Raw genomic sequence first — 13,814 nt, 5'->3', positions numbered from 1 at the left:
CTATACGGCCGAGGGGCCACAGGGCCTGGCGGGTGGGAAGAAGGTGGTGATCGTTTCGTCCCGTGGAGGCAAGTATGCCGGCACGCCCATGGAGCCGATGATGGATCACCAGGAGGCTTACCTGCGCGCGATATTCGGGTTCTTCGGCGTCAACGACGTCCACGTGGTGCGGGCCGAGGGCGTGTCGCTCGGCACGCAGGTGCGTGCCGAAGCGCTCGAGTCGGCGTTGCACCGCGCCGGACTGTTGGCCGAGGAACTCGCCGCGGCGGCGTAACACCGGTGCATGCGGGCGCGCGGCCCGCTCAGCGGGGCGCGCCGTAGAGCAGCAGCACCAGCCCGGCCACCACCAGCGCCATGCCATAGCGTTCTTTGCGGCTCGTATGCTGGGCGAAGATGCGTCGGGACGCGACCTGAGCGAAGAGGACCTCTACCAAGCCCAGGGTGCGGACATTGGCCGCGGAGGTCAATGCAAAGCCGATGTACCAGCACTGCGACGCGAACGCGCCCATGAAGCCGGCTGGCAGCGACGAACGCCACGCTGCCAGCACGTGCCGCAGCACGTCGCGTTGGAATAGCGCCTGCCAGATCACTAGCGCCGCAGTCTGCATTAGCAGCCCCACCACGAGCGTCATGCTGGCACGCAGCGCGAACGAGCCGCCCTCGAGCGACAGGATGGCTCCCCGGAAAACGACGGAGGACAAGGCGAAGCATGCGCCGGAGGTGATGCCGAGCAAAGCCGGGCGCCAATTGCTGCCCGCTCCCGCCCCGGGTTTCCACGACATGGTCACGACCCCGGTCGTTGCAATCAGGACGGCGCAAGCGGCCAGGACAGTGAGCGGATCGCCCAGTACCGCGACGGCGAAAATCGCCACCAGCACGGGCTCGGTCTTGACATAGACCGTGCTCAACGCGAAGTTGCGCAGCTGCATGGTCGCCAACATCAGCACCGTGGCGAGAATCTGTACGGCGGCGGCGGCGGCGCAAAGCAGCAGGAACCTGCCATGCGCAGGTGGCAACGTTTCTCCGCCGGCCAGGAGCAGGATGGCGAGAAAAACCAGCGCGAACGGCAGGCCATAGAGAAAGCGCACTTGTGCGGCGCCTAGTGTTCCCAATTCGCTCGTCAACTTGTGCTGCATCGTGTTGCGCGCGGTCTGCGCGGCAGCGGCGATCAGGGTGGCGGGAATCCAGAGCAGTGAAATATCCAAGGTCGCGGCGGAAGCGGTCGTGAGCCAGCGATCATACCGTGTCTTGCGCGCCGGCCGGTCCCGACTGCCCCGCAGCGGCCCAGGCCGGAGCATGCCAGGCCGATGCCGCATAACAGCTTTGATGCCACCGCCATAGGCGCCACCGGTGCGAGCGCCTACAGTAGGCGCGCGCACCGTCTTTATCAACGTCTCTCGGTTGTGGGCGGCGGCGAGAACAACAATGGAGGAGCACTCAATGTCTGCGTTTCGTCTTCGCGTGCGCTCGGCATTCCATTGGGCGGCGGTCTGCGCGCTTGGCGTGACCGTCGGCGCGCATGCCGCAAGTCCCTATCCCGAACGGCCCCTGCGCATGATCGTCCCGTTTCCGGCCGGCGGGGCCGCCGACATCATGGCGCGGGGACTGGCGCAGCAGCTCTCCGAGCAACTCGGCCAACAGGTCGTCATCGAGAACCGTGGGGGAGCGGGTGGTACGCCGGCGGCCGAGGCCGTCGTCAATTCGCCACCAGACGGCTATACCCTGCTCTTTGCCACCATGGGTACGCTGGCCATCAATCCCTCCCTGTATCCCAAGCTGCGCTACGACCCGGTGAAGGATTTCGAGTATGTCAGCCTGACGCATACCACGCCGCGCGTGTTGGTCGTTCACCCCTCGGTTCAGGCGCGGACGGTCCAGGAACTCATCGCGCTCGCCAAGGCGCAGCCGGGGCGCCTGTCCTACGGGTCCGCGGGCAACGGCAGCTCCAGCCATTTGTCCGGCGCCCTGTTTGCCTCGATGGCCGACGTGCAGTTGCTGCATGTACCGTACAAGGGCAGCGCGCCGCTGCTCAACGACCTGCTGGCCGGGCGGCTCAGCATGACCTTCGACTCCTACGCTGTGTATGCAGAGCACATCCGCGCAGGCAAGGTCCGCGCGCTGGGGGTAACGTCGCTCAAGCGCATCAGCGCGCTGCCGGAGGTCCCTGCGATCTCAGAAGCCGGGCTCGACGGGTATGACGTTTCCAACTGGCTCGGCGTCGTGGTGCCCAAGGGGACGCCGCAGTCCGTCGTGCAACGCCTCAATGAGGCCATCGCCAAAGGCATGGCGGATGAAAATCTCAAGCGGCAACTCGGTGCCATGGGCATCGAAGCGACCTCCAGCACGCCTGAGGAGTTTGCTGCGACGGTGAAAAGGGAAATTCCCAAGTGGGCGCAAATCGTCAAGAAATCGGGTGCCACCGTAGACTAACCGGAAGAATCGATTTGCGCTGGGCAGGGCCGGCTCAGCCCCAGTCCGAGGCCCGGATGGTCATGCCCATTCGTTCGGTGGCGCCGGGCGCAACGTGCAGTATGTCGTCCCATGCGCGGGCCGTCTCGATGCACAGCATGCCGCGCCAAGCATCTGGGCGGAATTGGGACAAGCGGCGGGATTTCTCTATCCACGGATTCCACACTACGGCCGATCGCGACCCGAAAGGCTGAATGTGGACGTTCCGGCGCCAGCCTGCGTCGCGAATCGCTAGCGCGCCGTCGATGCCTGTATAAATGCGGTCGGTCTCTGCTTCGATGCGAAGTGCCCCGCCTTGCGCGTGGCTGGTCCAGTCCCGCAGCGTATCGACGTATCGAACCCCATCCAGCCCGTGGACCTCGACGTGGTCGATGTCGCTGACAGCGAAATAAGTGTGTAGCGCCTGGCTGACGGCCAGGGGCGCAAGCCCGGCGTTGCGCGTGGCGAGCGTAAGCGTCAAGGCATCGTCCAGCTGGATTTCCAAGACCAGCTCGGCCGCGTGCCGCCACTCCCCCCAGCCTGAAGGCAGGTCCAGGCGCAGCACCAGGCGCGCCGCTTCTGGCGTGGCGCCCGCCTCGAGTGCCTCCCAGTCCAGCGTCCGGGCGAACCCGTGGGACGGAGCGTCCACGCCCTTCGGCAGCATCATCTGCACCTCGACAGGATTGCGGTCGAACTGGCCGAACCACGGCCAGCAAACGGGTATGCCGCCACGCACCGGCCGCCCGGTCTCGAAGGCGGCGGCGTCGCTCAGCCACACGACGGGACGCTGCCCCCGGGGCGTATAGCTGAGCAGCTGCGCTCCCTGTCGCGCGACCAGCGCCTGGCCGTGGGGAGATTGCAATCGCCAGCACGGCAGCGCGCCGACGGTGCATGGCTCGACGGCAGCAAATGCGTTTTCATCCATGGTTATCCTCGTGGGTCTTGTCAGATGGTGCGGCCTCGCATTCCCATAGCCCGCTGCTTGGTGCATCCCTCTCGGCCACGTGCCGGTGTCGCCCAGGCGGCCTTCTCGGCTGGGCAATTATGCCCCGCGGCGGGATTGGATGCTTATCCACCACTTCTGTGGACAAGTTTGGGGATAGCAGGAAATGGCGGCCGCAAGACCCGCGCCAGCACGCGATTTGAAACGATTTGCACGTCGCTTGGGCAGCTCGAGGGTTCGACCTCTCATCCTAGAACTTCCGGCCGAGGGCGCCGCGGTGGCGCCACACTGGCAGAGGTCGGCTTACGGGGGCCAAATCCGTCTTGCCCCTAGGAAGACGGCACCAATCGGACGCGTCCGGACCCCAAAACGGTGCTCAGCCTTAAGGTTGATGGCGCGAGTCGAATCATGGCGGCCAGGGTCGACGACGCGGATGAGCTGGTGCGCAAAGACGGACCGGCATTTGTAACAGGCAGTTGTCCCCTCGAATTGTGGATAAATCAGGGGATAGGCTTGGGATAGAGGCCGCCAAGGCCCGTCATATCGCCGTTTGCCTTGGCTCGGTCAAAAAATCGGCAACGTGTGGGTGGGTCAGTCCGAGATGCTCGGCGCCCAGAATACCTGGGCGATGGCAGGGTTGCCGGCAAGTTTGGCGGTGATGGCGTCGAGCTCGGTGCCCTGGATGGAGGTAGCCATCAAAGTGGCGCGGATTTCGATCTCTTCATCGCCAAACGGCACCACTTCGAGCTCCGCGAGCGGATAGTTCGCCCGTTCCAGCTCGGCTTCGAGCGCCGCCATGGCTGCCGTTCGGTGGGCAGTTCCAGTAATGACGTGGATGATGCTCGTCACCTCAGACGAGAGGACGTCCACCGGCTTGCGGTTGAAGGTGTTCACGACGGGGCGCAGCAGGGTGTTGGCGGCAAGGACGAAAACGGTGGCCAGGATCGCCTCGGCGATCAGGTCTGCTCCCGCGCAGGCTCCGATGGCCGCCGATCCCCAGAGCGTCGCCGCGGTGTTCAGGCCGCGCACATTGCCCTCTTCCCGCATGATGACGCCCGCCCCCAGGAATCCTACGCCGGACACAACGTAGGAGGCGACACGGGCGGCGCCGTCCGTGCCCGCGATGCGCATCGCCATGTCGACGAAAATTGCCGCGCCAAGCGCCACGAGTACATTGGTGCGCAGACCCGCGGTACGCTGGCGGTACTGCCGCTCGAGCCCGATGAGCGCGCCGAGTATGAAGGCGGTCGCCAGGCTGACGAGCGTGTCGAGCAATTCAAGGGTGTGGAAATTCGCGAAGGCCTGCACGCGACCTCCCTTCTTTTTGGTTTCTAGGTCGTCGAAAAACAAAACGAGCTGCCGGACCGCTGGCCCGGCAGCTCGACGCATCAGGCTTTAGCCGGCGTTATTGCAATTGTTCGTAGCTGACGCGCTGGATGTCGGGATGGCGCCCTAGGCCCAGCGCGACCGCGTTCAGCTCGCGGCGCAGGTGCGGCGGGCACTGCAGGGTGACCGACATGCGGTAGAACGCGTCCGGCGCCGCGGCGCTGGCTATCCGCATTTGGGAAAAGCGCAGGTCGCGTGATGAGAGCTCGGCGTGCACATGTTGACGCAAGCGGTCCAGGCGCGAATTGGCACTGAACACGGTCAGGCGGAAGCGCAAATCCCGCTTGCCCGGTCCGAGCACGCTCCTGCGGCGCCACGCGCCCAAGATCTTGGCGAAACGCATCATTGAGCCTCCTGGCAGACAGGAAGACGGACTATGCCGTTCGGCAAACGCGGAGCCTGCCCGTGGCAGGCGGGTAAAGCGGGAAACCTTGGGGAAGGAGGATCCGCATCCTGGCCTAGCAGGACGCGGCAGACAAATCTGCAGACCTGCTAGGCGGCGTTGGCCGAAACGGCTCGACTACTGCCGTCGTTATCCACGACTTGCCTCAAAAAATGTTGGAAGGCCACCATTCTATCCCGCCCCTTCCTCCGGGACAACCCTAGTCGACGCATCGTGGCGGCGGCGCACGCTTCGAACAGAACCGGCTGCGTGTCGCGGCGACCCAACATTCGTTTCGAAACGACTGCCAGAGTGCCGCGCGCCGCCTAGACTATGCGGACCCTCGCGGCTGTTCCGGCCGGTTTGCCGTCCGCGTGGCGGCACCGGCGCTCGACAGTCGTAACACCTGCGGAACTCCAACCTTGAAACTCTTGCTATTGGTCCGCGCAGCCTGGGCTCTCGGGCTCTGCGCGGCGGCACACGGCGCATCGGCGAACCCTTCGCTGCCGCCCATTGTCGTGCTCAACTCGCTCGACGCCAGCGTGAGCATTCTCGATGCCGCGACCTATTCTGAGAAGCGGCGGATCTCCACCGGCAAGGAACCCCACCATCTTTATCTGACGCCGGACGAAAAATCCCTGCTGGTGGCCAATGCGGCGGGAGACTCGCTCACGTTCCTGGATCCGGCCACCGGAACCGTCCAACGTACGCTGACCGGAATCGTCGACCCTTATCACCTGCGGTTCTCGCCCGACATGAAGTGGTTCGTGACGGCGGCAAACCGCTTGGACCACATCGACATTTACCAATGGGAGGGATCCGTCGCCACGACCGAGCCCCGGCTGGTCAAGCGCATTCCGGCGGGCCGCACGCCCAGCCACATTGCCATAGACAGCAAGAGCCGGAATCTGTACGTGACGCTGCAGGATAGCGACCAAGTGATCGCCATCGATCTCCCTACCCAGACCCCCTTGTGGACCATGCCGGTCGGCAAGACGCCGGCCGATGTCTTCATCACGGGTGACGACCGCTATCTGCTGGTAGCAACGACCGGTGATCGCTACGTGGAGGTCTACGACCTGGCGGCGTCGCCTCCCCAGTTGGTGAAAAAGCTGGAAACGGGTGCAGGCGCGCACGCGTTCCGCGCCCAAGGGGACGGACGCCATCTTTTCGTCAGCAATCGGGTCGCCAACACCATCAGCCGCATCGACTTGCAGGCCATGGCCGTGGTCGACGTCTATCCGGCCCCCGGCGGGCCGGATTGCATGGAGGTCTTGGCGGACGGCAAGACGCTGCTTGTGACTTCGCGGTGGGCGAAGAAACTCACAGTCATCGACACCGTCAAGAAGGCGGTGGTGCACCAGGTGAAAGTCGGACGATCCCCCCATGGCGTCTGGACGCTGGCCCATGCCCCGAGGCAGTAGGTTCGCGCGCGTCGCGGCCTTCGCGCCGCTGCTCTTGGCCGCAGCGGCCCAGGCCGCCGATTGTTCGCGCCCGGTGTACCTGACATTCGACACCGGGCATATGGGCGTCGCGCCGCTGGTGGCCGAAGTATTGGAACGGCAGCAGGTGCAAGCCACTTTCTTCCTGGCCAACGAAACGACGCTGGACGGCGGCACGAGCCTGGACGACCGCTGGGCGCCCTGGTGGAGGCAGCTGGCCGCGCGAGGCCATGTTTTCGGTTCGCACACCTACGACCACGTGTATTGGCAGGCGGACCTGCCTGAAGGGTTTCGCATGAAACCGGCCTTTGGCCCCCGGGCTGGCCGTACCCAGACCGTGACGGCGGACGGATATTGCGCCGAGCTGGATCGCAGCGCCCGGCGCTTCAAAGAAATGACTGGCCGCTCCATGTCGCCCCTGTTCCGTGCGCCGGGCGGCAAGACCTCGTCCAAGCTGCTTGAGGCCGCGGAGCGTCGTTGCGGCTATCGGCACGTGGGCTGGACGCCGGCCGGCTTCTTGGGAGACGAGCTTCCCAGCGACAAATATCCCAACCGGCTATTGCTAGAGCGCGCCTTGCGCAATATACGAAGCGGCGATATCTTGTTGGCCCATTTGGGCATCTGGTCGCGACAGGACCCCTGGGCCCCGGCGGTCCTGGAGCCGCTGATCGAAGGCCTGAAGCAGAAAGGCTTATGCTTTGCCACGTTGGCCGAACATCCGCGTTACCGGGACTGGTTGAGCACGCATCACGTCAATGAGCATCCTTAGCGATCTTTTTTCGGGCGCGCAGCAATGGCTGTTCGAGGCCCTCGTGCAGCCCTCGCTTTTTCACCTAGGATTGGCCAACCTCCTCGAAGACGCCTACGCTGCCACGATGTGGCTGCTCCTCGGCCTGGGGCAACTGGCGATCATGCTCGCGGTGTTCGCCCCCCTGCAGCGCTGGCGCCCGGTAGAGAAAGTCGTGGACCGGACGGCGGTCCGGCTTGACGTCTTGTATACCTTGATCCACTCGCTCGGCCTATTCAGGCTCGCGCTCTTTTTCACGATTTGGCCACTGCTGGACGGGCTCTTCGGCACCCTGCACGTCCTGGGTTTTGCACCCTACCACCTGGATGAACTTTGGCCGGGCGTGACCGACCGGCCCTGGATCAGCCTGATCCTTTACTTGCTGATCTTCGACTTCGTCGACTATGCATTCCACCGGGCCGAGCACAGGTTCAGCTGGCTATGGGCACTGCATGCCGTGCACCACAGCCAGCGGCAGATGACGATGTGGTCCGACCAGAGGAATCATTTGTTGAGCGACCTGCTGCGGGACTTGGTCATCGTCCTGGTGTCCCACCTGATCGGCGTGCCGCCCGGGCAGTTCGTGGCGGTCGTGTTGATCACGCGGCTGGTCGAAAGCCTCTCGCATGCGAACGTACGCATGAGTTTCGGCCGCTTGGGGCAGTACCTGCTGGTCGGTCCGCGCTTCCACCGTCACCACCATGCGATCGCGCCCGTCGCGGTCGCCGGGGCACCAGAAGCTAACTACAACTTCAGTGTGTTGTTTCCCGTCTGGGACATCTTGTTCGGGACGGCTCGCTTTGACGGCGACTATGGCCCCACGGGAATCAGCGACCAGTTGCCGGAGCGAGGTGGCCGGGACTACGGACGCGGTTTTTTCTCCCAGCAATGGCTGGGGATCAAGCGGCTATTCGGACGTGCGTAGCGAATCAGGGGCGTCGTGCCGGGGGCCGTCGGATCCACGCCAGCACCAGCCCCCTGCCCGGCACCCGGGCGCATCGGGTCAGAAGGCGTCGGTCGAGGTGAATAGACCGACGCGTAGGCCTTCGGCTGTGTAGATCTCGCGGCCGTCCACGCTCATGCGGCCATCGGCGATGCCCAGCACGAGCGAGCGGTTGATCGTCCGCTTGATGTCGATGTGGTAGGTGACCTTCTTGGCGGTCGGCAGGACTTGGCCGACGAATTTCACTTCGCCCGCGCCCAACGCCCGGCCGCGCCCAGGATTGCCCTGCCAGCCCAGGAAGAAGCCGACCAGCTGCCACATTGCGTCCAGGCCCAGGCAGCCGGGCATGACCGGGTCGCCTTCGAAATGGCACTTGAAGAACCAGAGGTCAGGATGAATGTCCAGCTCGGCGATGACCTCGCCCTTGCCGTATTTGCCGCCTTGGTCGGAGATATGGGTAATGCGGTCCAACATCAGCATGTTGGGGGCCGGCAACTGGGCATTGCCCTTCCCGAATAACTCGCCCCGCGCGCAGCGCAGCAGGTCCTCGCGGGAGAAGGCATTCTGTTCAAGCATGTAAGATCCTCGGAAGAAGGCCGCCATTATAGCTGCGCGGGCGCGCGAGGTCGCCTTCCGGGACGGGCCGGTCCCCGGCATGGCTGGGCGTGGCATTGAGCGGCCACCAGCCATGGTCCAAGGAGGCAACGCCCCTCCCGCAGCGAGGCGCGGATCCGCCCGGCCGCCTACCCTCAGGGCGCCCGTTCGCGGAAGGTCTTGACGTTGCCTTGGGCGTCGACCTCTTCGAGCCTGACCTTGAAGCCCCACAACCGGGCGAGGTGCTTCAATACCTGGTCCGCATCTTCCGAGTGCAGGGGCCTGCCCCGCGTGGTCACGTGCCGCAGCACGAGCGAGCGGTCCGAGTCGCGGTTGTAGCGGACCACCTGGATGTCGGGCACTTGCATGTCCCGGTTGTATTGGTCTGCCAGCAGGCGCCTGACGCGGCGGTATCCGTCGTCGTCGTGTATGGCCTCGACTTCCAGGTAGGGGTTGTCTTCGTGATCGGCGATGGCGAAGAAGCGGAACTCGCGTATCAGCCGCGGCGACAGGAACTGCGCGATGAAGGACTCGTCCTTGAAGTTGCGCATGGCGAAGTCCAGGGTCTTGCGCCAATCGCTGCCCGCGATGTCCGGGAACCACGCGCGGTCTTCCGGGGTCGGGTTCTCGCAAATGCGGCGGATGTCCTGCATCATCGCAAAGCCAAGGGCGTAGGGGTTGATGCCACCGTAGCCCCGCTGGTCGAAGCCGCGCTGCGCGACGACGTTGGTGTGGCTTTGCAGGAACTCGATCATGAAGCCGTCGGTGACCAGCCCCTTCTCGTGCAGCCGGTTCAGCAAGGTGTAATGCCAGAACGTGGCCCACCCCTCATTCATGATCTTGGTCTGGGTCTGCGGGTAGAAGTACTGGGCGAGCTTGCGCACGATGCGCACCAGTTCCTTCTGCCAGGGCTCCAAGGTCGGCGAGTACTTTTCAATGAAGTACAGGATGTTTTCTTCCGGCTCGGGCGGAAAGACGTTTTGCTTTTCCTCGCGCTTGACGCGGTCGCGCGCCGGAAGGGTACGCCATAAATCGTTGTATTGCTGGCGCGCATACTCTTCCCGCTCGGCCTGGCGCTGCATCTCTTCCTTGTATGAGATCGGGTGTGGCCGTCGATAACGGTCGACGCCATGGGTCATCAGCGCATGGCAGGAGTCGAGGGTGGCCTCGACCGGGCCGATGCCGTACTTCTCCTCGCACGACATGACATAGTTTCGCGCGAAGACGAGGTAGTCCAGCATTCCCTCCGCGTCAGTCCATTGCCGGAAGAGGTAGTTCCCCTTGAAGAACGAGTTGTGCCCGTAGCACGCGTGCGCAATCACCAAGGCCTGCATCGCCATGGAATTCTCTTCCATGAGGTAGGCGATGCAAGGGTTGGAGTTGATGACGATTTCGTACGCCAATCCTTGCACGCCGCGCCGGTAGGCTTGCTCGTTGCGAATGAATTCCTTGCCGTACGACCAGTGCGGGTAGCCGATGGGCAGTCCCACCGAGGCATAGGCATCCAGCATCTGCTCGGAGGTGATGATCTCGATCTGGCTCGGGTAAGTATCGAGCCCGAACTCCCGCGCCGTCTCGCCTATGGCCTCGTCATACCGCTGGATCAGTTCGAAGGTCCATTCGGAGGTAGTCGACAGAGGCTGGACGGCCCCCGGCGGCGCTTCGCGCTCCAAGGCTACGCTCATGCGGTCTCCTTCTTGAAGAGGTCGTGCAGCACCCCGAATATTTCGCGTCGTTCCCTTATGCGGCGCATGGCGAAATGCGGTGCCGTCTCGCGCTCATACTCGGCCCACAGGCTGCTCTTGCGCATTTCGTCCACGTCCGGGATCTCGATGTAGGCGTAATAGCGAGTCAGGGGCAGCAGGTGCTCCGACAGGAATCGGGCGCTCTTGGCGGCGTCGGCACCGAAGGAATCGCCGTCGGTGGCCTGGGCCGCATAGATGTTCCAGGTGGTGGGCGGATAGCGCTCTTGCACGATCTTGTACATGAGCTCGAGGGCCGAGAGCACGACCGTGCCCCCGCTCTTGGGGTCGTGGAAGAACGTGTCTTCGTCCACTTCTTCGGCGTTGTCGGTGTGGCGCACGAAGACGAGGTCCACCCGCTCGTACTTGCGGGAGAGGAACAAATAGAGCAGCGTAAAGAAACGCTTGGCCAGGTCCTTCTTGTTTTCATCCATGGAGCCCGACACGTCCATGAGGCAAAACATCACCGCCCTGGCCACGGGCGAGGGTTCGACGATCCGGTGCCGGTAGCGCAAGTCGAGCGAGTCCAGGAATGGAATCCGCGCGAGCCGGCTACGGAGCGTCTCGACCTCTTCCCGCAGCGCCTCGACCTCGGTCGCGGGCGCCCCCCGCGCTTGGGCCTCCTCGAGCTTGCGTTGCGCTTCTTCGAGCGCCAGGCGTTCGCTGCCGCCCAACGCGATGCGGCGCGACAGCGATGTCTTGAGCGTGCGCAATACACTCAGCGTGCTGGGCGAGCCCGTCGTGGTGTACCCGGCGCGGCGCCATTTCTGCTGGCTGATTTCCCCAAGCTGGGTGCGAACCAGGTGGGGAAGCTCCATGTCCTCGAAAAATAGGTTGAGAAACTCGTCCCGCGACAAGCTGAACGTAAACTGGTCGACAGAGTCGCCCTCCCCGGGTTCGGAGGGATCCCCGTCGTCCGCGCCGCGCGGCCGTTCGATCTTGTCGCCTTTGGCGAACTCGCGGTTGCCGGGGTGGACGATTTCGCGGTCCCCTCCCCGGCCGTAGCGAAAAACGGGCTCGGAGATGTCTTTGGCGGGGAGGTTGATTTCCCCGCCTTGATCCATCTCCTCGATGGACCGCTCCTGGACCAGCTCGCGGACTGCCTTGCGGATCTGTTCCTTGTATCGCCTGATGAAGCGCTCCCGGTTGACAGCGCTCTTATTCCGGCCGTTGAGCCGCCTATCGATGAGTGAATTCATATTCACCTAGCTCACGAAGACTTCCTCACCCGCAAGTACCACTCGCAAAGCAAGCGAACCTGCTTTTCGGTATAGCCTTTTGCGACCATCCGTTCCACAAAGCTCTCGTGCTTGCGCTTGTCTTCGGCCGACGCCTTGGCGTTGAACGAAATGACCGGGAGCAGGTCCTCGGTGTTGGAGAACATTTTCTTCTCGATCACCTCGCGCAGCTTTTCGTAGCTGGTCCACGAAGGATTGCGTCCGCCGTTGTTCGCCCGGGCGCGCAACACGAAGTTCACGATCTCGTTGCGGAAATCCTTGGGGTTGGCGATGCCCGCGGGTTTTTCGATTTTCTCCAGCTCGGCGTTGAGCGCTGCCCGGTCGAAGCTTTCGCCCGTTTCCGGATCGCGGAACTCTTCGTCTTGGATCCAGCAGTCCGCAAAGGTGACGTAGCGATCGAAGATGTTCTGCCCGTACTCCGAATACGATTCCAGGTACGCCGTCTGGATTTCCTTGCCGATGAATTCGGCATAGCGCGGGGCAAGATAGCCCTTGATGTGCTCGAGGTAGCGTCGCCGGACGTCTTCGGGGAAGTCCTCGCGGGTGATCCGCTGTTCTAGCACGTACATCAGGTGCACGGGGTTGGCCGCCACTTCCGTGTGGTCGTAGTTGAAGACGCTGGAAAGAATCTTGTAGGCGAAGCGGGTCGATACCCCGGTCATCCCCTCGTCGGTACCGGCGTAATCCTTGTATTCCTGCAGTACCTTCGCCTTGGGATCCACGTCCTTGAGGCTTTCGCCGTCGTACACGCGCAGCTTGGAATATATGCTCGAGTTTTCGGGCTCCTTCAGCCGGGTCAGCACGGAGAACTGGGCCATCATCTCGAGCGTGCCCGGCGCGCAAGGTGCATTCGCGAGCGAGCTGTTCTGCAGCAGCTTGCGGTAGATCTTGACCTCTTCGGAAACCTGCAGGCAGTACGGAACCTTGACGATGTAGATACGGTCAAGGAACGCTTCGTTGTGCTTGTTGTTGCGAAAGGTCTGCCACTCGGACTCGTTGGAATGCGCAAGAATGATTCCGTTGAAGGGTATGGCCGAGAAACCCTCCGTGCCCTTGAAGTTGCCCTCCTGGGTTGCTGTCAACAGGGGGTGCAACATCTTGATGGGCGCCTTGAACATTTCAACGAATTCGAGCAACCCCTGGTTGGCCAGGCACAGGCCCCCCGAATAGCTGTAGGCGTCGGGATCGTCCTGCGAATAGCGGTCGAGCTTGCGGATGTCCACCTTGCCAACCAGCGAAGAGATGTCTTGGTTGTTCTCGTCGCCCGGCTCGGTCTTGGCGATGGCGATCTGCCGCAACACCGAAGGCTGCAGGCGGACCACCCGGAATTGTGAGATATCGCCGTCGAATTCCTTCAGGCGCTTGATCGCCCAAGGCGACATGATGCCGTTCAGGTAGCGGCGTGGGATGCCGTACTCTTGCTCGAGGCGGTCGCCAAAGCGGTCTGGGTGGAATAGCCCCAAGGGCGATTCGTTCACAGGCGATCCCTTGAGCGCATAAATGGGATGCACCTCCATCAGCGCCTTGAGGCGTTCGGCAATCGAAGACTTGCCTCCGCCGACCGGGCCGAGCAGGTAGAGGATCTGCTTACGCTCTTCCAGCCCTTGGGCGGCATGCTTGAAGAAGGAAACGATCTGGTCGATCACCTCCTCCATGCCAAAGAATTCCTTGAACGCGGGGTAACGGCGGATGAGGCGGTTGGAGAACAGCCGCGACAACCGTGGGTCGTTGCGCGTATCGATCAATTCCGGCTCGCCGATCGCTGCGAGCATGCGTTCGGCGGCGGTCGCGTAAGTCATGGGATCCCGGCGGGCGAGGTCCAGATACTCCTCGAGAGAAAGTTCGGTTTCCTGCGTCTTGGCGTATTGAGCCTTGAAGCCTTCGACGATATTCAGCACGGACAACCTCC

13 protein-coding genes are annotated in these 13,814 nt (G+C 63.3%); 5 read left to right on the top strand and 8 right to left on the bottom strand.

Going from position 1 to position 13,814, the window contains the following annotated elements; all coding sequences use genetic code 11:
- Positions 1–274: NAD(P)H-dependent oxidoreductase (locus IRZ12_RS09530; protein ID WP_296467735.1), on the top strand; the 274-nt coding region annotated here is incomplete at its 5' end.
- 28 nt (positions 275–302) lie between these two features.
- On the opposite strand, the gene IRZ12_RS09525 is transcribed toward IRZ12_RS09530, so the two are convergent.
- Positions 303–1,205 (bottom strand): DMT family transporter, encoded by a 903-nt coding sequence (locus IRZ12_RS09525; protein WP_296467733.1) that lies wholly within the window; start codon positions 1,203–1,205, stop codon positions 303–305.
- A gap of 235 nt (positions 1,206–1,440) precedes the next feature.
- On the opposite strand from IRZ12_RS09525, the gene IRZ12_RS09520 reads away from it, so the two are divergent.
- Positions 1,441–2,430: a tripartite tricarboxylate transporter substrate binding protein gene (locus IRZ12_RS09520; protein ID WP_296467730.1), complete on the top strand. Its 990-nt coding sequence runs from the start codon at positions 1,441–1,443 to the stop codon at positions 2,428–2,430.
- Between the two features lie 34 nt (positions 2,431–2,464).
- On the opposite strand, the gene IRZ12_RS09515 is transcribed toward IRZ12_RS09520, so the two are convergent.
- From IRZ12_RS09515 to IRZ12_RS09505, 3 genes are all read right to left on the bottom strand, one after another.
- Entirely contained in the window at positions 2,465–3,373 is a 909-nt protein-coding gene (locus IRZ12_RS09515; protein ID WP_296467728.1) for a D-hexose-6-phosphate mutarotase, read from the bottom strand.
- 609 nt (positions 3,374–3,982) lie between these two features.
- The gene (locus tag IRZ12_RS09510) at positions 3,983–4,699 is read right to left on the bottom strand and encodes an MgtC/SapB family protein (RefSeq protein WP_296467726.1); all 717 of its coding nucleotides are present in this window, start codon (positions 4,697–4,699) and stop codon (positions 3,983–3,985) included.
- A gap of 97 nt (positions 4,700–4,796) precedes the next feature.
- Positions 4,797–5,123 (bottom strand): hypothetical protein, encoded by a 327-nt coding sequence (locus tag IRZ12_RS09505; RefSeq protein WP_296467724.1) that lies wholly within the window; start codon positions 5,121–5,123, stop codon positions 4,797–4,799.
- A gap of 539 nt (positions 5,124–5,662) precedes the next feature.
- Here IRZ12_RS09505 and IRZ12_RS09500 point away from each other — a divergent pair.
- The 3 genes from IRZ12_RS09500 to IRZ12_RS09490 are packed head-to-tail and all read left to right on the top strand — an operon-like array spanning position 5,663 to position 8,313.
- Positions 5,663–6,583, top strand: coding sequence for a beta-propeller fold lactonase family protein (locus tag IRZ12_RS09500; protein WP_296467739.1), 921 nt, complete (start codon positions 5,663–5,665; stop codon positions 6,581–6,583).
- Positions 6,567–7,370, top strand: a complete 804-nt coding sequence (locus IRZ12_RS09495) for a polysaccharide deacetylase family protein (protein WP_296467721.1) — start codon at positions 6,567–6,569, stop codon at positions 7,368–7,370. The genes IRZ12_RS09500 and IRZ12_RS09495 overlap by 17 nt, the downstream gene beginning before the upstream one ends.
- Entirely contained in the window at positions 7,357–8,313 is a 957-nt protein-coding gene (locus tag IRZ12_RS09490) for a sterol desaturase family protein (RefSeq protein ID WP_296467719.1), read from the top strand. Before IRZ12_RS09495 ends, IRZ12_RS09490 begins: the two co-directional genes overlap by 14 nt.
- Before the next feature lie 78 nt (positions 8,314–8,391).
- On the opposite strand, the gene fabA is transcribed toward IRZ12_RS09490, so the two are convergent.
- The 4 genes from fabA to IRZ12_RS09470 form a co-directional block, all read right to left on the bottom strand.
- Positions 8,392–8,907, bottom strand: coding sequence for a 3-hydroxyacyl-[acyl-carrier-protein] dehydratase FabA (gene fabA, locus IRZ12_RS09485; RefSeq protein ID WP_296467717.1), 516 nt, complete (start codon positions 8,905–8,907; stop codon positions 8,392–8,394).
- Positions 8,908–9,080: 173 nt separating this feature from the next.
- Positions 9,081–10,610: a SpoVR family protein gene (locus IRZ12_RS09480; protein WP_296467715.1), complete on the bottom strand. Its 1,530-nt coding sequence runs from the start codon at positions 10,608–10,610 to the stop codon at positions 9,081–9,083.
- Positions 10,607–11,866, bottom strand: coding sequence for a YeaH/YhbH family protein (locus IRZ12_RS09475; RefSeq protein ID WP_296467713.1), 1,260 nt, complete (start codon positions 11,864–11,866; stop codon positions 10,607–10,609). The genes IRZ12_RS09480 and IRZ12_RS09475 overlap by 4 nt, the downstream gene beginning before the upstream one ends.
- An 11-nt stretch (positions 11,867–11,877) precedes the next feature.
- Positions 11,878–13,800 carry a PrkA family serine protein kinase gene (locus IRZ12_RS09470; protein ID WP_296467737.1) on the bottom strand — a complete coding sequence of 641 codons (1,923 nt, stop codon included), beginning with the start codon at positions 13,798–13,800 and terminating at the stop codon, positions 11,878–11,880.
- Between the last annotated feature and the right edge of the window lie 14 nt (positions 13,801–13,814).

Source organism: Pigmentiphaga sp. (assembly GCF_019689535.1).
Classification (GTDB): domain Bacteria; phylum Pseudomonadota; class Gammaproteobacteria; order Burkholderiales; family Burkholderiaceae_B; genus Pigmentiphaga.
This window is presented reverse-complemented; position numbering and strand designations above follow the sequence as displayed.

Excerpts from the sequence above, each read along its gene's own strand:
- IRZ12_RS09490 (WP_296467719.1), top strand. The coding sequence starts at position 7,357 with ATGAGCATCCTTAGCGATCTTTTTTCGGGCGCGCAGCAATGGCTGTTC.
- IRZ12_RS09520 (WP_296467730.1), top strand. The coding sequence starts at position 1,441 with ATGTCTGCGTTTCGTCTTCGCGTGCGCTCGGCATTCCATTGGGCGGCG.
- IRZ12_RS09505 (WP_296467724.1), bottom strand. The coding sequence starts at position 5,123 with ATGATGCGTTTCGCCAAGATCTTGGGCGCGTGGCGCCGCAGGAGCGTG.
- IRZ12_RS09475 (WP_296467713.1), bottom strand. The coding sequence starts at position 11,866 with ATGAATTCACTCATCGATAGGCGGCTCAACGGCCGGAATAAGAGCGCT.
- IRZ12_RS09495 (WP_296467721.1), top strand. The coding sequence starts at position 6,567 with ATGCCCCGAGGCAGTAGGTTCGCGCGCGTCGCGGCCTTCGCGCCGCTG.
- IRZ12_RS09515 (WP_296467728.1), bottom strand. The coding sequence starts at position 3,373 with ATGGATGAAAACGCATTTGCTGCCGTCGAGCCATGCACCGTCGGCGCG.
- fabA (WP_296467717.1), bottom strand. The coding sequence starts at position 8,907 with ATGCTTGAACAGAATGCCTTCTCCCGCGAGGACCTGCTGCGCTGCGCG.
- IRZ12_RS09480 (WP_296467715.1), bottom strand. The coding sequence starts at position 10,610 with ATGAGCGTAGCCTTGGAGCGCGAAGCGCCGCCGGGGGCCGTCCAGCCT.